The 19,127-nt window shown below is 70.2% G+C and carries 17 protein-coding genes; 10 read left to right on the top strand and 7 right to left on the bottom strand.

Going from position 1 to position 19,127, the window contains the following annotated elements:
- The first annotated feature begins 60 nt into the window (after positions 1-60).
- Together ACYVLP_RS25320 and ACYVLP_RS25315 are read left to right on the top strand one after the other, a co-directional pair.
- The gene (locus tag ACYVLP_RS25320; protein ID WP_460630053.1) at positions 61-1,848 is read left to right on the top strand and encodes a 3-hydroxyacyl-CoA dehydrogenase family protein; all 1,788 of its coding nucleotides are present in this window, start codon (positions 61-63) and stop codon (positions 1,846-1,848) included.
- 104 nt (positions 1,849-1,952) lie between these two features.
- On the top strand, positions 1,953-2,261 hold the full coding sequence (locus tag ACYVLP_RS25315; protein ID WP_460630052.1) for a hypothetical protein: 309 nt from the start codon (positions 1,953-1,955) through the stop codon (positions 2,259-2,261).
- Positions 2,262-2,270: 9 nt separating this feature from the next.
- On the opposite strand, the gene ccrA is transcribed toward ACYVLP_RS25315, so the two are convergent.
- Positions 2,271-3,611, bottom strand: a complete 1,341-nt coding sequence (ccrA, locus tag ACYVLP_RS25310; RefSeq protein WP_460630051.1) for a crotonyl-CoA carboxylase/reductase — start codon at positions 3,609-3,611, stop codon at positions 2,271-2,273.
- A gap of 204 nt (positions 3,612-3,815) precedes the next feature.
- Between ccrA and ACYVLP_RS25305 the strand changes: the two genes are divergently transcribed.
- On the top strand, positions 3,816-4,607 hold the full coding sequence (locus tag ACYVLP_RS25305; RefSeq protein WP_460630050.1) for a polysaccharide deacetylase family protein: 792 nt from the start codon (positions 3,816-3,818) through the stop codon (positions 4,605-4,607).
- 94 nt (positions 4,608-4,701) lie between these two features.
- On the opposite strand, the gene mce is transcribed toward ACYVLP_RS25305, so the two are convergent.
- Positions 4,702-5,142, bottom strand: a complete 441-nt coding sequence (gene mce, locus ACYVLP_RS25300; protein WP_460630049.1) for a methylmalonyl-CoA epimerase — start codon at positions 5,140-5,142, stop codon at positions 4,702-4,704.
- Between the two features lie 136 nt (positions 5,143-5,278).
- Between mce and ACYVLP_RS25295 the strand changes: the two genes are divergently transcribed.
- The 7 genes from ACYVLP_RS25295 (at position 5,279) to ACYVLP_RS25265 (ending at position 11,533) form a co-directional block, all read left to right on the top strand.
- Positions 5,279-6,481: an acetyl-CoA C-acetyltransferase gene (locus ACYVLP_RS25295; protein ID WP_460630048.1), complete on the top strand. Its 1,203-nt coding sequence runs from the start codon at positions 5,279-5,281 to the stop codon at positions 6,479-6,481.
- Between the two features lie 23 nt (positions 6,482-6,504).
- Positions 6,505-7,479 carry a methylmalonyl Co-A mutase-associated GTPase MeaB gene (gene meaB / locus ACYVLP_RS25290; RefSeq protein WP_460630047.1) on the top strand — a complete coding sequence of 325 codons (975 nt, stop codon included), beginning with the start codon at positions 6,505-6,507 and terminating at the stop codon, positions 7,477-7,479.
- 127 nt (positions 7,480-7,606) lie between these two features.
- Entirely contained in the window at positions 7,607-8,614 is a 1,008-nt protein-coding gene (locus ACYVLP_RS25285; protein ID WP_460630046.1) for a GNAT family N-acetyltransferase, read from the top strand.
- 45 nt (positions 8,615-8,659) lie between these two features.
- Entirely contained in the window at positions 8,660-8,974 is a 315-nt protein-coding gene (locus ACYVLP_RS25280) for a thiamine-binding protein (RefSeq protein WP_452268673.1), read from the top strand.
- 153 nt (positions 8,975-9,127) lie between these two features.
- A complete protein-coding gene (locus ACYVLP_RS25275; RefSeq protein ID WP_460630045.1) occupies positions 9,128-10,120 on the top strand; it encodes a hypothetical protein in 993 nt (330 codons plus the stop codon).
- Between the two features lie 14 nt (positions 10,121-10,134).
- The gene (locus ACYVLP_RS25270; RefSeq protein WP_460630044.1) at positions 10,135-11,076 is read left to right on the top strand and encodes a co-chaperone YbbN; all 942 of its coding nucleotides are present in this window, start codon (positions 10,135-10,137) and stop codon (positions 11,074-11,076) included.
- 46 nt (positions 11,077-11,122) lie between these two features.
- The gene (locus ACYVLP_RS25265; protein ID WP_460630043.1) at positions 11,123-11,533 is read left to right on the top strand and encodes a hypothetical protein; all 411 of its coding nucleotides are present in this window, start codon (positions 11,123-11,125) and stop codon (positions 11,531-11,533) included.
- A gap of 18 nt (positions 11,534-11,551) precedes the next feature.
- Here ACYVLP_RS25265 and ACYVLP_RS25260 read toward each other — a convergent pair whose 3' ends face one another.
- From ACYVLP_RS25260 to treS, 5 genes are read right to left on the bottom strand one after another with little or no spacing between them, the layout of a single operon-like run.
- Positions 11,552-12,061, bottom strand: a complete 510-nt coding sequence (locus ACYVLP_RS25260; protein WP_460630042.1) for a hypothetical protein — start codon at positions 12,059-12,061, stop codon at positions 11,552-11,554.
- Positions 12,058-13,704 carry a phosphoglucomutase (alpha-D-glucose-1,6-bisphosphate-dependent) gene (pgm, locus tag ACYVLP_RS25255; RefSeq protein ID WP_460630041.1) on the bottom strand — a complete coding sequence of 549 codons (1,647 nt, stop codon included), beginning with the start codon at positions 13,702-13,704 and terminating at the stop codon, positions 12,058-12,060. The genes ACYVLP_RS25260 and pgm overlap by 4 nt, the downstream gene beginning before the upstream one ends.
- Positions 13,701-15,995: a 1,4-alpha-glucan branching protein GlgB gene (gene glgB, locus ACYVLP_RS25250; protein WP_460630040.1), complete on the bottom strand. Its 2,295-nt coding sequence runs from the start codon at positions 15,993-15,995 to the stop codon at positions 13,701-13,703. Before glgB ends, pgm begins: the two co-directional genes overlap by 4 nt.
- Complete coding sequence (locus ACYVLP_RS25245) at positions 15,992-17,419, bottom strand: maltokinase N-terminal cap-like domain-containing protein (protein ID WP_460630039.1); 1,428 nt, start codon at positions 17,417-17,419, stop codon at positions 15,992-15,994. Before ACYVLP_RS25245 ends, glgB begins: the two co-directional genes overlap by 4 nt.
- Positions 17,419-19,125, bottom strand: coding sequence for a maltose alpha-D-glucosyltransferase (gene treS / locus ACYVLP_RS25240; RefSeq protein ID WP_460630038.1), 1,707 nt, complete (start codon positions 19,123-19,125; stop codon positions 17,419-17,421). The genes ACYVLP_RS25245 and treS overlap by 1 nt, the downstream gene beginning before the upstream one ends.
- Positions 19,126-19,127: the final 2 nt, after the last annotated feature.

The following is a 19,127-nucleotide window of genomic DNA, read 5'->3' as shown; positions in this document are numbered from 1 at the left end:
TGGGGAGCGTCACCCCGGTGCCGGGTGTGAGTGGCCCGCTGGCTCTGGGAGACTCCACGCATGGCTCGTGAGTTCAGCAAGGTCGGCGTCATCGGACTCGGCACCATGGGTGCCGGCATCGTCGAGGTGTTCGCGCGCAACGGCATCGACGTCGTTGCCGTCGAGATCACCGACGAGGCGGTCGAGAAGGGACGAGGGGTGCTCGAGCACTCCACCGGTCGCGCCGTCGCACGCGGCAAGCTGAGCGAGCAGGACCAGGCGGCGCTGTTCGACCGCGTCCGGTTCACCAGCGACATGGCGGACCTCAAGGAGTGCCAGCTCGTCGTCGAGGCGGTGCCCGAGCACCTCGACCTCAAGAAGAAGATCTTCGCGACGCTCGACACGATCGTCGCCGACGACGCCATCCTCGCCACCAACACCTCGAGCCTGCCGGTCACCGAGATCGCCGTTGCGACGGTCAACCCCAAGCGCGTCGTCGGCATGCACTTCTTCAACCCGGCGCCGGTGCTGCAGTTCGTCGAGGTGATCAAGACCGTGATCACGAGCGACGAGACCTTCGAGGACGTCAAGGCGCTGGCCGAGCGGCTCGGCAAGAAGCCGGTCGTGGTCGGTGACAAGGCGGGCTTCATCGCCAACGCCCTGCTGTTCGGCTACCTCAACCACGCGGTGTCGATGTATGAGAGCAAGTACGCCTCGCGCGAGGACATCGACGCGGCGATGAAGCTGGGCTGCGGCTACCCGATGGGCCCGCTCGCGCTCATGGACCTCATCGGCCTCGACACGGCATACGAGATCCTCGACACGATGTACAAGCAGGGACGCGATCGACTGCACGCACCGAGCCCGATCATCAAGCAGATGGTCACCGCGGGCCTCAAGGGCCGCAAGAGCGGGCGCGGCTTCTACACCTATGCCGAGCCCGGATCCTCACAGGTTGTGGCGGACGCGCTGACGCCGGCCGGCGACGCGCCGGACGCGCACGGCGCGGTGGCGACCCGCCCGGTGCGCACGGTCGGCGTGGTCGGCTCGGGCACGATGGCCACCGGCATCGTCGAGGTGCTGGCCAAAGGCGGCCTCGACGTCACCTACGTCGCGCGGTCCGAGGCGAAGGTCGCAGCCGTCCGGGCGGCCGTCGAGAACAGCCTCGAGAAGGCCGTCCAGCGTGGCAAGGCGACCGAGGCGGAGCGTACCGAGGCCCTCCTGCACATCCGCGGGACGACCCGCCTGGACGACCTCGCCCTGGTCGACCTCGTCATCGAGGCCGTCGTCGAGGACCTCGGCGTCAAGCGCGCGCTCTTCGAGAACCTCGACGAGATCTGCAGGCCGGGAGCCATCCTCGCGACGACGACGAGCTCGCTGCCCGTCGTCGAGTGCGCCGCGGCGACGAAGCGGCCCCAGGACGTCATCGGCATGCACTTCTTCAACCCGGCACAGGTCATGCGGCTCGTGGAGGTCGTGCACACCGTGTCGACGGCCGACGACGTCGTGGCGACGGTGCAGCAGCTGTGCGCGGCCGTGGGCAAGCACGGGGTGACGTGCGGCGACCGGGCCGGCTTCATCGTCAACGCCCTGCTGTTCCCCTACCTCAACGACGCCGTGAAGATGCTCGAGGCCAACTACTCGACGGCCGACGACATCGACACCGCGATGAAGACCGGATGCGGCCTGCCGATGGGACCGTTCGAGCTGCTGGACGTCGTCGGTCTCGACGTGTCGCTCGCCATCGAACGAGAGCTCTACCTCGAGTTCCGCGAGCGCGGGTACGCTCCGGCCCCGCTGCTGGAGCACCTGGTCACCGCCGGCTATCTCGGCCGCAAGACGGGTCGCGGCTTCCGCACGTACGCCTGACACGGCATACCTCGGCAGCGCAACACACCCGGAAACCGCCGGCTACCCCTAGTTGCAACCGGGTCGCGTTTCCGGTTACCGGGTGTGTTGCGGAGAATGGCCGTATGCCGTCCCGCCGCCGTCCCAGCAAGCGCGCGCGGCCGCACGTGCCCCTCGACGTCACGCGCATCCAGGGCGGGAGCACGCGGGAGGAGACGTATGCCGGCCGGAGCTGGACGGTCCGCTCCGTGACGGGCGCGTCCGCCAGCCGTCCGTACCTGTGCCCCGGGTGCCAGCAGGACATCCTGCCGGGCCTGCCGCACGTGGTGGTGTGGCCGGCAGACGGGGTCGGCGGCATCGACGACCGCAGGCACTGGCACACCGGCTGCTGGCAGCGTCGCGACGCACGCCCGCCCGGCAACGCCTATCGCTGAACGCCTGCGCTACTGGTTCCGGAACCGGTTGATCGCCGGCTCGAGCCGCGCGCGCTTGTCCGCGTCGGTGACGCCGAGGCCCGGCTCGGGTGACAGGGTGAGCACTCCCACCTTGCCCTGGTGCGCGTTCCGGTGGACGTCGAGCGCTGCCTGGCCGACCTCCTCGATCGCATACGTCTTGCTCAGGGTCGGCTGGATCAGCCCTCGGTTGATCAGCTCGTTGGCCTCCCACGCCTCGCGGTAGTTGGCGAAGTGGCTGGACACGATCCGCTTGAGGTTCATCCAGAGATAGCGGTTGTCGTACTCGTGGAGGTACCCCGACGTCGAGGCGCACGTGACGATGGTGCCGCCCTTGCGCGCGACGTAGACGCTCGCACCGAACGTCTCTCGGCCGGGGTGCTCGAAGACGATGTCGACGTCATAGCCCCCAGTCAGCTCACGGATCCGCTTGCCCAGCCGCTGCCACTCGCGGGGGTTCTGCTCGGTGTCCTCGTCGTTCCAGAACCGGTAGCCCTCGGCGTTGCGGTCGATGATCAGCTCGGCGCCCATCGAGCGGCAGATCTCGGCCTTCTCCGGGGAGGACACCACGCAGATCGGCGTCGCCCCGCCGGCGAGCGCCATCTGGGTGGCGTACGAGCCCAGGCCACCGGAGGCGCCCCAGATGAGCACGCGGTCGCCGAGCTTCATCGCGGCGCCGTTCTTCGAGATCAGCTGGCGGTATGCCGTCGAGTTGACCAGGCCCGGGGACGCCGCCTCCTCCCACGTCAGGTGGGCCGGCTTGGGCATGAGCTGGTTGGACTTGACCACCGCGAGCTCGGCGAGGCCGCCGAAGTTGGTCTCGAAGCCCCAGATCCGCTGCTGCGGGTCGAGCATCGTGTCGTTGTGGCCGTCGGCGTCCTCGAGCTCGACCGACAGACAGTGCGCGACGACCTCCTGGCCCGGCTTCCACTTCGTCACCCCGGGGGCGGTTCGCAGGATGACGCCGGCAAGGTCGGACCCGACGACGTGGTACGGAAGGTCGTGCCGCTTGGCGTACTCCGACGTTCGCCCGTAGCGCTCGAGGAAGCCGAAGGTGGGCAGCGGCTCGAAGATCGAGGTCCAGACCGTGTTGTAGTTGATCGCGCTGGCCATGACGGCGACGAGCGCCTCTCCGGGGGCGAGCTCGGGCACGGGCACGTCGTCGATGTGCAGCGACTTGCGAGGGTCCTTGTCGCGCGTGGCGAGCCCCTCGAACATCCCTACCTCGTCCTTGTGCACCGTCGCGCCCCGGTAGTGCCGAGGGATCTCGAGGTTGGCGTAGGTCTCCGGGGAGCGGTCGCCGGAGAGGATGGCGTCGCGGATGGCCTGCATCGTGGAGGTCCTTTGTTCGCAGCGTCACGGAGTGGTCGGCCGGCAGCGCGGCCTCATCCGAACGTAGCGAGGCTCGCTGGATGCGGGCACCCATCTGAGACGGCCACCACAGGTGACCTGGGTCACGAGGGTCGGAGTCCGGAGGCGTGACCGACTCGGGCGAAAACGCAGGCGCTCCTACGGTTCCGAGCGCACACTGTGCGCGTGGCACCAGGGGAGGCCGGTTCGGCCGTGTCGAGACGGGCGGCGCTGCTCGGGGGCCTCGGCGTGTGCGCGCTGGCGCTCTGGCCGAGGGTCGACGCCACGCTCCACCCGGGAGGTCCGGGGCACGAGACCGACAGCAGTCTCGTCCGCCACGAGATCGACCCGGAAGGCGTGGTCCGCGTCTTCACACCCCGTCCCTGGGTCGGGCTCACGTTCGACGACGGCCCCGACCCTGCCTTCACTCCCGAGGTCCTCGACGTCCTCGCGGCGTACGGGGCCCGAGCGACGTTCTTCGCCGTCGGGCGCAACGTCGAGGCGCACCCGGACCTCGCGCGTCGTATCGTCAGCGACGGCCACCGCCTCTCGAACCACACTCAGGACCACCTCTGGCTCGACCGGCTCGGCGACGCCGCCATCACCTACCAGCTCGAGGCCGGGCACGACGCAGTGGCGCGCTTCGACCCTGCTGGGGCCCGCCTCGTCCGGCCACCACGCGGCTGGACCTCGGCGACGGTCGCGCAGCGGACGCGGGAGCTCGGGCAGCGCTCGGTCTTCTGGAGCGCCTGCCTCGAGTCCGCGCTGCACGACGGAGCCCGCACCGGCGGTCGCTCCGTGGGCGAGAGCCTTCAGCCCGGGGATGTCGTCCTGGCCCACGACGGCGGCCGGATCAGCGGGCCCAACGCCCAGGACCTCGACCGGACGCCCTCCGTCGAGGCGCTGCCCGCGCTGCTGGACGTGCTGCGCCGGCGCGGGCTGGTCGCGGTGCCGGTGCAGGACCTGCTGCGCGCCTGACGTCTCCCCGGTTCGATGTATTACCTCGCTATATAGCGCGAGGTAATACATCGAACCGGCGTGCGCGCCGGCGCGGAGTCGGTGCTTGCGCGTCTCAGTGGCCGGCCGGGGCGGGCTCCACGAGCTCGACGAGCACACCGCCGGCGTCCTTGGGGTGGATGAAGTTGACCCGGCTGTCGCTCGTGCCCCGCCTCGGCGCGTCGTAGAGCAGCCGCAGGCCACGGTCCCGCAGCGTCTGTGACACCGCATCGATGTCGGCGACCCGGTAGGCGATCTGCTGCATGCCCGGCCCGTTCCGGTCCAGGAACTTGGCGATCGTCGACTCGGGGGACAGCGGCGCGAGCAGCTGGATGCACGACCCGGAGTCGCCGACGCCCATCATCGCCTCGCGCACCCCCTGCTCCTCGTTCGTCTCCTCGTGGAGCATGGTCATGCCGTACTTCTCCTCGTGGAACGCGATGGCCGCGTCCAGGTCGGGCACGGCGATGCCGACGTGGTCGATGTGGGTGAACAGGGGGCCAGCGAGTGCGCTCATGCGTCCACGCTAGGGCGGCAGGACGGCATACCGAGCGGGTATGCCGTGTGCGCTTGGTCATGCTGTGACAGGGGTGCCCGCATGCCGAGACTAGAGTGGACAGGACACCCGAAATGACGTCGGAAGAGGCATCTCCATGGTTGACCGTCCCACCTCCGTGATCGTCGCCGGAGCGCGCACCCCCATGGGTCGCCTGCTCGGCTCGCTCAAGGACTTCTCCGGCTCCGACCTCGGTGGCCTCGCCATCAAGGGAGCCCTCGAGAAGGCCGGGGTCGCTCCCGAGCAGGTCGAGTACGTCATCATGGGCCAGGTGCTGCAGGCCGGGGCCGGCCAGATCCCGGCTCGCCAGGCGGCTGCCGCGGCCGGCATCCCGATGACCGTCCCGTCCATCACCATCAACAAGGTCTGCCTGTCCGGGATCAACGCGATCGCGATGGCCGACCAGCTGATCCGCGCCGGCGAGTTCGACATCGTCGTGGCCGGCGGCCAGGAGTCGATGACCAACGCGCCCCACCTGATGACGAAGTCTCGCGAGGGCTACAAGTACGGCGACGTCACGATGCGCGACCACATGGCCTACGACGGCCTGTGGGACGCCTTCACCGACCAGGCGATGGGCGCCCTGACCGAAGCCGCCAACGTCGGCGACCAGGCGTTCACCCGCGAGCAGCAGGACGAGTTCTCGGCCCGCTCGCACCAGCTCGCTGCCAAGGCGTGGAAGGACGGCCTCTTCGACGACGAGGTCGTCTCGGTCAAGATTCCGCAGCGCAAGGGCGAGCCGATCGACTTCAAGAGCGACGAGGGCATCCGCGCGGACACGACCACCGCGTCCCTCGCGGGCCTGCGTCCGGCCTTCAGCAAGGACGGCACCATCACCGCCGGCTCGGCCTCGCAGATCTCCGACGGCGCCGCAGCTGTCGTGGTCATGAGCAAGACCAAGGCGCAGGAGCTGGGCCTCACGTGGCTCGCCGAGATCGGCGCGCACGGCGTCGTCGCCGGCCCCGACTCGACGCTCCAGCAGCAGCCGGCCCGGGCCATCGCACGAGCCTGCGAGAAGGAGGGCATCACGCCCGCCGACCTCGACCTCGTCGAGATCAACGAGGCTTTCGCCGCAGTCGGGCTCGCCTCGGCCAAGGAGCTCGGCCTCGACCTCGAGAAGGTCAACGTCAACGGCGGCGCCATCGCGCTCGGCCACCCGATCGGGATGTCCGGCGCTCGCCTCGCGCTGCACCTCGCACTGGAGCTCAAGCGTCGTGGGGGTGGCGTCGGCGCGGCCGCACTGTGCGGCGGCGGCGGCCAGGGCGACGCCCTCATCGTCCGCGTCCCGGCCTCGGCCTGACGCACCGCCGACGCGCCGCACCGGTGACGCGCCGGACCGTCGACGTCCCCGCCCTGGTCGAGTCGGCCAGGGCGGGTTCGCCGCGCGCGGTCGCCCGCCTCATCTCCCTCGTCGAGGACGGGCACGGGTCGCTGCGTGAGGTGATGGCTGCGCTCGCGCCTCACTCCGGGACGGCATACGTCATCGGCCTCACGGGCTCTCCCGGCGTGGGGAAGTCCACGACCACCACCGCGCTCGTCGGAGCGTTCCGCGAGCGCGGCCTGCGGGTGGGCGTGCTCGCCGTCGACCCGTCGTCGCCCTTCTCGGGCGGCGCGCTGCTCGGCGACCGGGTGCGCATGCAGGACCACGCCCTCGACCCCGAGGTCTACATCCGGTCGATGGCCTCGCGGGGGCACCTCGGCGGGCTGTCGTGGACCACGCCGCAGGCGATCCGGGTGCTCGACGCGGCCGGCTGCGACGTCGTGCTCGTCGAGACGGTCGGGGTGGGCCAGTCCGAGGTCGAGATCGCGGGCCTCGCCGACACGTCCGTCGTGCTGCTGGCGCCCGGGATGGGTGACGGCATCCAGGCCGCCAAGGCGGGCATCCTCGAGATCGGCGACGTCTTCGTCGTCAACAAGGCCGACCGCGACGGCGCCGACGCGACCGTCCGCGACCTGCGCCACATGATCTCGCTCGGGGATCGCGCGGAGCCCGGCCTGTGGCGGCCTCCGGTCGTGAAAACCGTTGCGGCACAGAAGATCGGCGTCGACGAGCTCATGGCGGCGATCGACAAGCACCGGGCGTTCATCGATGAGAGCGGCGAGCTGGTGCGCCGGCGGGAGCGACGTGCGGCCGACGAGATCGAGAGCCTCGCGCTGGCCTCGCTGCGGGCGCGCTTCGGCCACGTGTCGGCCCACGCCGGCCTTCCTGCGCTCGCGCGCCAGGTGGTCGCCGGCATGCTGGACCCGTATGCCGCTGCTGACCAGCTCGTCGACGAGGCTGACCAGCTCGACATCTGACCCACGGGCGACCAACGAGACGGGTGGTACTCAGCGCGCACTCGGCCGAGGGGACCCGCGCGGGTGAGCTGGGGGGTCGCTGGTAAATCTGTTGTCGCAGCTGGCCGTCCGGTGTCACCGTCTTTGGATGGACATCATCCCGCTCGACCGTGACGACGACGTCATGCTCAAGGAGCTCCACGGCGTCGATGTACGCAGCGACGCCGTATCGCGCGTGCAGCCGATCCGGCGCAGCCACGAGGAGTTTGTCAAGCAGGTCCGCTTCGACTTCCCCGGGGAGCGCGAAGAGGGCGCGGTCGCGGTGGTCGACGGCACGCCCGTTGGTTGGTCGCGGGTCTCGTTCCCCGAGCGTGAGAACCTCGACAAGGCCTGGTTCCACCTCGAGGTGGACCCGCAGCACCGAGGCGAAGGCGTCGGCTCCGCCCTGCTCGACTGGAGCGAGGAGCGGGCGCGGGCGGGCGGCCGGGCGATGCTGCTCACCGAGGTCTTCGTGCCGGTGGGCGACCGCGACTCGCACCCCGACCGCGCGTTCGCCCTCAAGCGTGGCTACTCCCTGTCCAGCATCGAGATCGTGCGCTCGCTGAGGCTCCCGGTGGACGCGGCGGTCCTGGCCGGCGAGAAGGCGCGCTCCGCTGCGGCGATGGGCGACGACTACGTGCTCAGCACGTACGTCAACGGAGTGCCCGAGGAGCTGCGCCAGGGCGTCTGTGACGCCTCGAACCGTCTGATCCTCGACGCACCCACCGGCGACGTGGAGTTCGAGGCGGAGTCGATGACCGTCGATGACCTCCAGACGATGCTGGACCACCTCCTCGAGACCGGTCGCACGCTGGTCACCGCGGTGGCGGTCCACCGCGAGTCGGGCGTCGTCGCGGCATACACCGACCTCGCCTGGCCACAGACCGACCAGGACGTCGTCTTCCAGTGGGGCACGCTGGTGCTGCCGGAACACCGGGGACACCGCCTCGGCATGGCGGTCAAGGTCGCCAACCTCGAGGAGCTGGCGCGGGTCGCGCCGGAGCGCAAGCACGTCCAGACGATGAACGACGAGCAGAACCCCTGGATGGTGCAGATCAACAAGGACCTCGGCTTCGAGATCATCGAAGAGGCCCTCTCGATGCGCAAGGACCTCTAGCCGACCCATCCGCGGGGTCCGGAGGGGTGGGCCTACGGTGAGGGCATGCTGATCGCCTTCTCCGTAGCGCCCACAGTCGCCGCCGACGACACCGGCTCCGTGAGCGACGCTGTCGCGCGGGCCATCCGCGTCGTGCGTGACTCCGGGCTGCCCCACCGCACCGACGCGATGTTCACGACGATCGAAGGAGACTGGGACGAATGCATGGCTGTCGTGAAGCAGTGCTGCGACCTGCTAGCGCAGACCTCGCCGCGTGTCGGGCTCGTGCTCAAGGCGGACATCCGTCCCGGTTTCACCGGCGAGCTCGATGGCAAGCTCGACCGTCTCGAGCGTGCGCTCGACCGTCAGACGGCTGACTGACCCGATTCACAGGTCGTGCTCCGCGGAGCCGGAAAAGCACGCAAATGTCCGCCGGTAGGCGGCTCGCGGGATTGGGCCCACGCGGGGGTCCGTGCGTATGGTTGTGGGCGGCCGAGCGTACTCGGCCTCTCCCGTGTCACCGAAAGGCCCCCCATGCCCCGCCCCGCGACCAGCCGACGTGCCCTCGTCGCCGCGCTTGCCTGTGCTGCGATGCTCACCGCCTGCACCGGGAACGTCGACGACGGCAGCAACGGCTCAGGGGCGTCAGCCACGCCGGTCATCGCGCCGCAGGAGGCCTCGGCCACGGCGACGTCAGCCGTGTCGGCAGCAGCGTCGGCTTCGCTGGACTCGACTGCCGCGGGCGCAGCCGCCCGAGCGCAGGCCTACAGTGGCGCGGCCCTGGAGTCTGCGAACGCCTACGCCAAGACGCTCGCAGGGCGCACCCCAGCCGAGAAGGCCGCAGCCGAGCTCGCGACCCAGGGGGCCAAGGTGCTGGCGGTCTCCCGCGAGGGCGACACTCCGCGCCTCATCCTCGTGCAGGCCACCCTCAAGAAGTCCGGCGCGCCCGTCCTCGTCCTGCTCACGAGCAGCGAGCGGGGCGCCCCCTTCAAGGTTGCGGCCCAGACGCCGATGCTCCCGGGCGCGACGCTCGACGCGCTCGACCCGACGACCGACGGCTCGGCCGCGGTCGCCGGCGCCAAGGGCCTGGTCGCCGAGCCCGACGAGGTCACCGCCGCCTTCGCCCAGGCGGTGAAGTACCCCGACCCGACGAGCTCGAAGCTGCTCGCCGCCGACCCGCTCTCGGAGCAGCTGCGGGAGTCGGCCAAGGCTCAGGCGCAGGCGCTGAACAGCCAGGGCGCGTTCACCCAGGAGCACGAGCCGAAGGGCGTCATCGGCGGCCTCCGGCTCAAGGACGGCTCGGGCGCCGTGGTCTTCGTGCAGCTCGTGCGCGACGACGCCATCGCCATGCGGACGCCCGTCAAGCTGACGCCCGCCAAGGACCTCACGCTGCTCACCGGGATCAAGAGGATCACGACGGAGGCGAACCTCACCTCCAACGAGATCATCGCCATCGTCATCCCGGCCTCGGGACAGGCCCGCGTCATCGCGGCCTCGGACCAGCTCATCGCTGGATCGGGCCGGTGAGGCAGGATTGATCTATGAGTCACCAGCCATTCACCGCAGCAGCACTGCGCGGTGCCGTCGACCTTTCATCGCTCAAGCGTCCGGCCCCGCAGGATGGCCCCGGCTCCGCCGCGGGGGCCACGTCCGCGGGCGGTGCGCTCGTGGTCGAGGGCACTGACGCCTCGATCCGCGACATCGTCGCCTCGAGTGCCAGGCACCCCGTCGTCATGGTGCTCTGGAGCTCCTCTCTCCCGCAGTCCGCAGACCTCGTCACCTCGTTCCGGTCGGTCGCCGAGAGGTATGCCGGTCGCTTCCAGCTCGTGACCGTCGACGTCGACGCGCAGCTGGCGGTCCGCCAGGCGTTCCAGGTCCAGGCCGTCCCCGTCACCTATGCACTCGTGCAGGGTCAGCCGGTGCCCCTGTTCGAGGGAGTCCAGCCGGAGGACCAGATCGCGGCGGTCATCGACCAGGTCCTGGCGCTCGCCGCGCAGCACGGCGTGACCGGCACGGTGGGCTCCGACGCGTCGCCCGCCACCGACCTGGAGCCGGCGCCCGAGCCGCCCCTGCCGCCGCTGCACCAGAAGGCGTTCGACGCCATCGAGGCCGACGACCTCGACGGCGCGGCCGACGCCTACCGCGAGGCGCTCGCCCAGAACCCGGCTGACACCGAGGCCAAGCTCGGCCTCGCACAGGTCGGCCTCATGCTCCGCACGAAGGGCGTCGACGTGCAGGCCGCCCGGGCGACGGCGGCCGCGGCTCCGACCGATGTGGACGCCCAGATCCTCGTGGCCGACCTCGACCTGCTCGGCGGGCACGTCGAGGACGCCTTCACCCGCCTCATCGACACCGTCCGGGTGACCAGCGATGCCGAGCGCAACACGGCGCGCGAGCACCTCGTCGAGCTCTTCGACGTCGTGGGCGGGGCCGACGAGCGCGTCGCCAAGGCTCGCAAGGCGCTCATGAGCGCGCTCTTCTGAGCGCTTCACGCCTCGCGTCGTCCGGGGGAGGAGCTAGCCTCGGTGGATGGCCGAGCTCATCCCCGTGTACGACGAGCTGCAGCGGCGCCTGTCCGGGTATGCCGCAGGTTTCCACGAGACCTCCAACCTGACCGACGCGAATGCGGCTGGCTCGCGCAAGGCGGACGAGCCGGACGGGCTCGCGTACGCGCTCCTGGGGGCACCGACCCAGAAGTACCCAGGCGGCCAGCTCTTCGCCGCCGTCAAGGTCGGTCGGCGGTACGTGTCGTACTACCTCATGAGCCTGTACCTGGGCGCGGCCCCGGACGGCGGGCTCTCCCCGGAGCTGACGAAGCGCCGGCAGGGCAAGTCGTGCTTCAACTTCACCCGCATCGACGAGGCCCTCTTCGACGAGCTCGAGGAGGTCACCGCGGTCGGCAAGGCCGAGTACCAGCGCTTGGGGCTTTTGCGCGACTGAGAGCTGGAGGCGCGCTGCTCACTGAGCGTCGGTGTCGGTCCGCACCAGCGCGTCTGCGAGCTCCGACAGGAGCAGGTCCACGGTCTCGGGCACGGGGGTGTCCCCCGACATACCGCCGAGCCACAGGCCCCAGCGCGGTGTCGGCTCGCCCGTGCCGTCGTCGAGCACGACGACGTGGACGGGCTCCGGGGCAGCGAGGTCAAGGAACTCCTCCAGCCGGTTGCCGAGCAGGTCGTCGGTGAGGACGACGTCGAACCCGTCGAGCTGGAAGGTCTCGGCGGTCGCGATGGCCGCAGAGAACCGCAACATGCGCAGGCGTAGCTCGTCGAGCCCTGGGGGCCCGCTCGAGGACGTTCGACCCGAGACGACCATCGCGTCGAACGTCGTGCCGTCGACGAACACACCATGCTCGAACCGCCGCGCCAGCTCCCCCGCGAGGCGCGTGCGCACCGGCTCTGGACTGCCCGTGACAACGACGAGACGGCCACGGTCGGGGGCGTCGCGAGCCGGCTCGTCGTGGTCGGTCATCCGCCGAGGGCCGCCGAGACGACGTCCTTGGCCTCGGCCTGTACCTGGGCCAGGTGGTCCGGTCCCTGGAACGACTCCGCGTAGATCTTGTAGACGTCCTCGGTGCCCGAGGGGCGCGCGGCGAACCAGGCGCTCCGGGTAGTCACCTTGAGCCCGCCGATCTTCGCGCCGTTGCCGGGCGCCGACGTGAGCTTGCCCGTGATCGCCTCGCCGGCCAGGGACTGCGCGGTGACGTCGTCGGGCGACAGGGCCCCCAGCTTCGCCTTCTGCTCTCGGTCGGCCGCGGCGTCGATGCGGGCATAGGCGGGGTCCCCGTGCCGGGCGGTCAGGCCGGCATAGTGCTGGCTCGGCGTCTTTCCGGTCGCGGCGAGGATCTCGGAGGCGAGCAGCGCGAGCAGGATGCCGTCCTTGTCGGTCGACCACACAGTGCCGTCGAACCTCAGGAAGCTGGCACCTGCAGACTCCTCGCCGCCGAAACCCACGGAGCCGTCCAGCAGCCCGGGGACGAACCACTTGAACCCGACGGGCACCTCGAGCAGGGTTCGTCCGAGGTCGTCGGCCACCCGGTCGATCATCGAGGACGAGACGAGGGTCTTGCCGATCGCGGTCGTGGCGGCCCAGTCGGGCCGGCCGCCGCCGTAGAGGTACTGGATCGCGACCGCGAGGTAGTGGTTGGGGTTCATCAGCCCGGCGTCGGGCGTGACGATGCCGTGCCGGTCGGCGTCGGCGTCGTTGCCCGTCGAGATGTCGTAGGCATCCTTGTTGCGGATGAGCGAGGCCATCGCATACGGCGAGGAGCAGTCCATCCGGATCTTGCCGTCCCAGTCGAGCGTCATGAACGCCCACTGCGGGTCGACGGTGGGGTTGACGACGGTGAGGTCCAGCCCGTGCCGCTCGCCGATCTCGGCCCAGTAGGCGACGGACGCGCCACCCAGGGGGTCGGCGCCGATGCGGACGCCGGCCTCGCGGATGCGGTTCACGTCGATGGCGTTCGGCAGGTCGTCGACGTACGTGCCGAGGAAGTCGTATGCCGCCGCGCCGGCCCGCGCCTGGTCGAACCCGATCCGCTTGACCTCCCTGAGGCCGCCCCGGATGAGGTCGTTGGCGCGCGCGGCGATCACCGACGTGGCATCCGTGTCGGCGGGACCTCCGTGGGGCGGGTTGTACTTGAACCCGCCGTCGGCAGGTGGGTTGTGCGAGGGTGTGACGACGATGCCGTCGGCGAGCCCGCTTGAACCAGAAGCCTTTCCGCGGTTGGCGGTCAGGATGGCGTGTGACACCGCCGGAGTCGGGGTGTAGCCGTCGCGGTCGTCGACCAGCACGGTGACGCCGTTCGCGACGAGGACCTCGAGCGCCGACTTCCAGGCCGGCTCGGACAGCCCGTGGGTGTCTCGGCCGATGAACAGCGGGCCGTCGAAGCCCTGGGAGGTGCGGTAGTCCACGATCGCCTGCGTCGTGGCCAGGATGTGGTCCTCGTTGAAGGCCGTGCGCAGGCTCGACCCGCGGTGGCCCGACGTGCCGAAGGCGACCTGCTCGTCCGGGTTGTCGACGTCGGGGTGCCGGTCGTAGTAGGCCCCGACGAGCGCGTCGATGTCGACAAGGTCCTCGGGCTGGGCCGGCTGGCCGGCGCGCGGGTGCGTCATGGCTGGTCTCCGTTCACGGTGGGGCTGGTCGGGTCTGCGGTCGTGGCCGGCGCCGTGCCGTCGGCGGAGCCCGGCTCGTCGAGGGGAACAAGCCAGACGGTGGACAGGCGCGGGACGGTGAGGTCGGCGGCATACGGCTGGCCGTGCCACGACTCCTCGCGAGCATCGAGCACGATCCCTGTGCTGCTGGGCGCGTCCGGGTGGTAGCCGGCCGTGTCCAGCGCGACGGTCCATCGTCCGCCGCGGGGGAGACCGATCCGGTAGGACTGCTGGGTCTGGCCGCTGAAGTTCATGACGCAGGCGACCACGGGAGCCTCGCTGGCGCGGTCGCCGCGACCGAAGCGCAGCCACGAGAAGGTGTTGTGGGCGGCGTCGTCGGCCTCGAGCCACTCGAAGCCGGAGCGGTCGTTGTCGAGCTCCCACAGCGCCGGGTTGGCCCGGTAGAGCAGGTTGAGGTCCTTGACGAGGTTGTGCACGCGGTAGTGCAGCGGCTGGTCGAGCAGCCACCAGTCCAGGCTGCGTCCCTCGGACCACTCCGACTCCTGGCCGAACTCGCAGCCCATGAACAGCAGCTGCTTGCCCGGGTGGCACCACAGGTACGCGAGGAACGCGCGCAGCGTCGCCACCTGCTGCTCGCGCGGCCCGCTCGACTTGCGCAGCAGCGAGCCCTTGCCGTGGACGACCTCGTCGTGGCTGATCGGCAGCACGAAGTTCTCGTCGAAGGCATACATCAGCGAGAAGGTCAGCTTGCCGTGGTGGTAGCTCCGGTAGATCGGGTCCTGCCCGAGGTACTTGAGCGAGTCGTTCATCCAGCCCATGTTCCACTTGAAGCCGAAGCCGAGCCCGCCGTGGTTGGTCGGCTTGGTCACTCCGGGCCACGTGGTCGACTCCTCGGCGATGGTGACGATGCCACCGACCCGCTTGTACGCCGTCCCGTTCGTCTCCTGGAGCAGCGTGACGGCCTCGAGGTTCTCCCGTCCGCCGTCCTTGTTGGGCAGCCACTGCCCGGGACCGCGTGCGTAGTCGAGGTAGAGCATCGAGGCCACGCCGTCGACGCGCAGCCCGTCGCAGTGGAACTCCTCGAGCCAGTAGATCGCGTTGGCGACGAGGAAGTTGCGCACTTCGGGGCGGCCGTAGTCGAAGATGTTGGAGCCCCACTCGGGGTGCCAGCCGCGCCTCGGGTCAGGGTGCTCGTAGAGCGGCAGACCGTCGAACCGGGCCAGTGCCCACTCGTCCGTCGCGAAGTGGCCGGGGACCCAGTCGAGGATGACGCCGATGCCGGCCTTGTGCAGCTCGTCGACGAGGTAGCGGAAGTCGTCAGGGTGCCCCCAGCGCGAGCTCGGTGCGTAGTACCCGGTCACGTGGTACCCCCACGACGGGACGTAGGGGTGCTCCATCACCGGCAGGAACTCCACGTGCGTGAACCCGAGGTCGCGCACGTAGTTGACGAGGTGCTCCGCCAGGCCGCGGTAGCCGAGGTCCTGGCGCCACGACCCGAGATGCACCTCGTAGATGCTCATCGGTCCTTCGTGCGAGTTGCGGGTGCGGCGCTGCTCCATCCAGTCGCCGTCGCCCCAGCTGTAGTGCGACTGGGTGACGATGGCCGCCTGCTTCGGGGCCACCTCGGTCATCCGGGCCATCGGGTCGCTCTTGAGCCGCACGAGCTCGTCGGGGCCCCGGACGGCGAACTGGTAGTTCATGCCCTCGTGGGCGCCGGGCAGGAACAGCTCCCAGATGCCGCTCTCCCCGAGGGCACGCATCGGGTGGCTTCGGCGGTCCCAGTCGTTGAAGTCACCGATCACGTGGACGGCCTTGGCGCGCGGCGCCCAGAGTGCGAAGGACGCCCCCCACACCTCCCCGAGCGGCCCGGGGTAGCTGCGCACGTGGGCTCCGAGCACGGTCCAGAGCTGCTCGTGGCGCCCCTCGTTGATGAGGTGGCGGTCCATCTCGCCGAGGGTCGGCGCGAAGCGGTACGGGTCGTCCTGCTCGTGCGCCACGCCGTCGCCGTACTCGACGAGGAGGCGGTAGTCGTGGGTCGTCCCGAAGTCGGGTGAGGTCATCGAGAAGATGCCGTCGCGGACGTGCTGGAGCTCGACGACGTCGCCCGAGTCGAGACGCGCCTGCACTCGGGTCGCGAACGGCCGGTATGCCGTGATCGTGAGCCCACCCGGCCCGACGTGGTGGCCGAGCAGGTCGTGGGGCTGGGCGTTGCGGCCCTGCAGGAACGCGGTGATCGCCGCGTCATCGAGTACGGGGGACATCGTGGGACGGTCGGTTCCGTTGGGGCTCATGGCGTGCCTTCCTCGCTGGTCAGTCGGCCGACGGCTCCGAGGGGGATCGGCAGCCAGGTCGGTCGGTTCCGGGCCTCGTAGACGACCTCGTAGAGCGCCTTGTCGAGCTCGAGCGCTCTGGTCAGTGCGACGGCGTCGGCGTCGGCCTCGCCTGCGACGGAGGCATACCCGTCCAGGAACGCCTTGCGGCACGAGCGTGCCCACGCCGTCGCGTCGACAGGGGAGTCCGCGAGCGCCACGGACCCTGCCGCGTAGTCGAAGGACCTCAGCATGCCGGCGACGTCGCGCTGGGTGAGGTCGGGCTGGACGCGCTCGGCGAGCGGCCGCAGCGGCTCACCCTCGAAGTCGAGCGCGACCCATCCCCGCTCGGGCACGTCGAGCACCTGTCCGAGGTGGTAGTCACCGTGGATCCGCTGCAGCGGTGGCCAGGGGGTGTCGCGCACCGAGGCGACGACGCGCTCGAACGCGGCCGCCTGGGAGGCCAGGTCGGGCACGAGGGCCACCGCGGCGGCATACCGCTGGCGCATCGAGGCCGCGAGCGCCTCGCGGGCCTCGGGCGTCACCTCAGCCGTGCCCAGCGTGTCCGCGAGGTCCGAGTGGATCTCGGCGGTGACGACCCCGAGGTCCCGAGCGCGACCGGTGAAGTCCGTGCCCGAGGCTGCGGCGACCAGCGCGACCCGCCAGGCGTCCTCGACGCCGGGGATGAACTCCTGGGCGAACGCGAGGTGGCCGTGCGCCTCCCGTCCGCCATCGGGGGAGTCCCAGGCGCCCGAGAGGTTGCCGATCGCAAGCGGGACCCGGTGCGAGCCCGCCTGCGTCAGCGCGGACTGCACGACGACATCGGGGTTGTCGCCGTCCTGGAGGGTGCGGAAGACCTTGACGATGAGCGGCTCGGCGGGACCGCCCCCGGGCGCTGACATCCGGCAGATGATCGAGGTGTTGGACTGCTCGCCCGTGAGCACCGAGGACGAGGCCACGGCGCCCGCCCAGCCGCCGGTCGCCGACCCGACCGCCAGGGCGTTGCTCCCGACCGAGGCCTGCGCCTCGTCGGAGACGCCCGAGGCGAGGATGGTCTCCATGAGCTGCGACACGTAGACGGGGTCGTGCGGTGCGTCGTAGACCCAGCGACGGCCGAGCACACTGTGCTCCATGGTGCCGAGCAGGGCAGCAGCGGCGCCTTCGAGCGGCGCGCCCCGGTAGGTGAGGGGGACCTGGTAGACGACGGCGGGGCTGACCGCCGTGTCGGCGAAGAGCACCGTCTCGACGCCCACCTCGCCGGCCGGGTCCTCGAAGCGGAAGCCGCCGACGCGATGGAGCCGGGGCGTGTGTCCCTTGCCGTGGTACCACCTCTGTCGGGGCATCCACTCGGTGACGAGCTCTGTCTTGGTGGGCACAATTGTCGCGCCCTTGTGGACGATGGCCATCAGTGGTTGTCCTCTCTGCCGCGGACCTGCAGCCAGAAGAAGTCTCGGGACCCGAGCGTGAAGGTGACGCGGCCGTCGGGAGCGACCCATGGGAAGCCGCTGCCGCCGAAGAGGTCGACGAGCTGCCGTCCGGACAGGTGCTCCGGCAGCTGGACGGTCGCCGCCTGTGGTCGGCTGGACAGGTTGTTGACACACAGCACGGCCTCGTCCTCGTGGGCGGGGTCGCCACACAGGACCCGCGAGAACGACAGGACCGCCTCGTTGTCGGCCTCGACCACGGTGAAGTCGCCGAGGCCGAAGACCGGGTGCTGTGACCGGATCTGGAGCATGCCCCGCAGCCAGTGCAGCAGCGACCCCGAGGAGGCCATGAGGGCCTCGACGTTGATGTTGTTGTAGTGGTAGACGAGGCTCGAGATCACCGGCAGGTAGAGCCTGCCGGGGTCGACGCCCGAGAAGCCGGCGTTGCGGTCAGGGGTCCACTGCATGGGTGTGCGCACGGCGTCGCGGTCGTTGAGCCAGATGTTGTCGCCCATGCCGATCTCGTCGCCGTAGTAGAGGCACGGCGACCCGGGCAGCGACAGCAGCAGGGCATGGATGAGCTCGATCTCCGGGCGGGAGTTGTCCAGCAGCGGCGCGAGCCGGCGGCGGATGCCGACGTTCGCCCGCATCCGCGGGTCTGGGGCGTACCAGCCGTACATGGCGGCTCGCTCCTCGGGGGTGACCATCTCGAGCGTGAGCTCGTCGTGGTTGCGCAGGAACGTGCCCCACTGCGATCCGGGAGGGATCGAGGGCGTGTCTGCCATGACCTCGGCCACCGGCTTGGCCTTCTCCTCGCGCAGCGCGTAGAACAGCCGTGGCATCACCGGGAAGTGGAAGCACATCTGGCACTCCGGTGCATCCGGGGTGCCGAAGTAGTCGACCACCTGGGTGGGTGGCTGGTTCGCCTCGGCGAGCAGGATGCGGCCGGGGTACTCGGCGTCGACCATGGCGCGCAGCCGCGCCACGAAGGCGTGGGTGCGCGGCAGGTTCTCGCAGCTCGTGCCCTCCTGCTCGAACAGGTACGGGACCGCGTCGAGCCGGAAGCCGTCGATGCCGAGGTCCATCCAGAAGCGGACGATGTCGAACATCGCCTCCTGGACGTCGGGGTTGTCGAAGTTGAGGTCGGGCTGGTGGCTGAAGAAGCGGTGCCAGAAGAACTGCCGGCGGATCGGGTCGAAGGCCCAGTTGGACACCTCGGAGTCGATGAAGATGACGCGCGCGTCGCCGTAGCCGTCGTTCGTGTCGGACCACACGTAGTAGTCGCCGAACGGCCCAGTCGGCTCGGCTCGGCTGGCCTGGAACCACGGGTGCTGGTCGCTGGTGTGGTTCATGACCAGGTCGGTGATGACGCGGATGCCGCGCACGTGGGCCTGCGCGACGAGCTCGGTGAACTCCGGCAGGGTGCCGAACTCCGGCAGGACCGCCTTGTAGTCGGAGATGTCGTAGCCGCCGTCGCGCAGCGGTGAGGCGTAGAACGGTGGCAGCCACAGGCAGTCGATGCCCAGCCACTGGAGATAGTCGAGCTTGCCGATGAGCCCGGTGAAGTCGCCGGCACCCACCCCCTTGGAGTCTGCGAACGCACGGACCAGCACCTCGTAGAAGACCGCCTTCCGAAACCACTGCGGGTCATGCCTCAGACCCGGCTGGGAGAGGTTGAGTCCCTGCATCC

This window comes from Intrasporangium mesophilum, assembly GCF_054783095.1.
This window is presented reverse-complemented; position numbering and strand designations above follow the sequence as displayed.

Coding starts and splice junctions, on each gene's coding strand:
- ACYVLP_RS25265 (WP_460630043.1), top strand. CDS start 11,123: ATGGCCGAGCTCATCCCCGTGTACGACGAGCTGCAGCGGCGCCTGTCC.
- ACYVLP_RS25270 (WP_460630044.1), top strand. CDS start 10,135: ATGAGTCACCAGCCATTCACCGCAGCAGCACTGCGCGGTGCCGTCGAC.
- treS (WP_460630038.1), bottom strand. CDS start 19,125: ATGCAGGGACTCAACCTCTCCCAGCCGGGTCTGAGGCATGACCCGCAG.
- ACYVLP_RS25260 (WP_460630042.1), bottom strand. CDS start 12,061: ATGACCGACCACGACGAGCCGGCTCGCGACGCCCCCGACCGTGGCCGT.
- ACYVLP_RS25280 (WP_452268673.1), top strand. CDS start 8,660: ATGCTGATCGCCTTCTCCGTAGCGCCCACAGTCGCCGCCGACGACACC.
- ACYVLP_RS25275 (WP_460630045.1), top strand. CDS start 9,128: ATGCCCCGCCCCGCGACCAGCCGACGTGCCCTCGTCGCCGCGCTTGCC.
- ACYVLP_RS25320 (WP_460630053.1), top strand. CDS start 61: ATGGCTCGTGAGTTCAGCAAGGTCGGCGTCATCGGACTCGGCACCATG.
- ACYVLP_RS25315 (WP_460630052.1), top strand. CDS start 1,953: ATGCCGTCCCGCCGCCGTCCCAGCAAGCGCGCGCGGCCGCACGTGCCC.
- mce (WP_460630049.1), bottom strand. CDS start 5,142: ATGAGCGCACTCGCTGGCCCCCTGTTCACCCACATCGACCACGTCGGC.
- ccrA (WP_460630051.1), bottom strand. CDS start 3,611: ATGCAGGCCATCCGCGACGCCATCCTCTCCGGCGACCGCTCCCCGGAG.
- ACYVLP_RS25295 (WP_460630048.1), top strand. CDS start 5,279: ATGGTTGACCGTCCCACCTCCGTGATCGTCGCCGGAGCGCGCACCCCC.
- ACYVLP_RS25245 (WP_460630039.1), bottom strand. CDS start 17,419: ATGGCCATCGTCCACAAGGGCGCGACAATTGTGCCCACCAAGACAGAG.
- ACYVLP_RS25285 (WP_460630046.1), top strand. CDS start 7,607: ATGGACATCATCCCGCTCGACCGTGACGACGACGTCATGCTCAAGGAG.
- pgm (WP_460630041.1), bottom strand. CDS start 13,704: ATGACGCACCCGCGCGCCGGCCAGCCGGCCCAGCCCGAGGACCTTGTC.
- glgB (WP_460630040.1), bottom strand. CDS start 15,995: ATGAGCCCCAACGGAACCGACCGTCCCACGATGTCCCCCGTACTCGAT.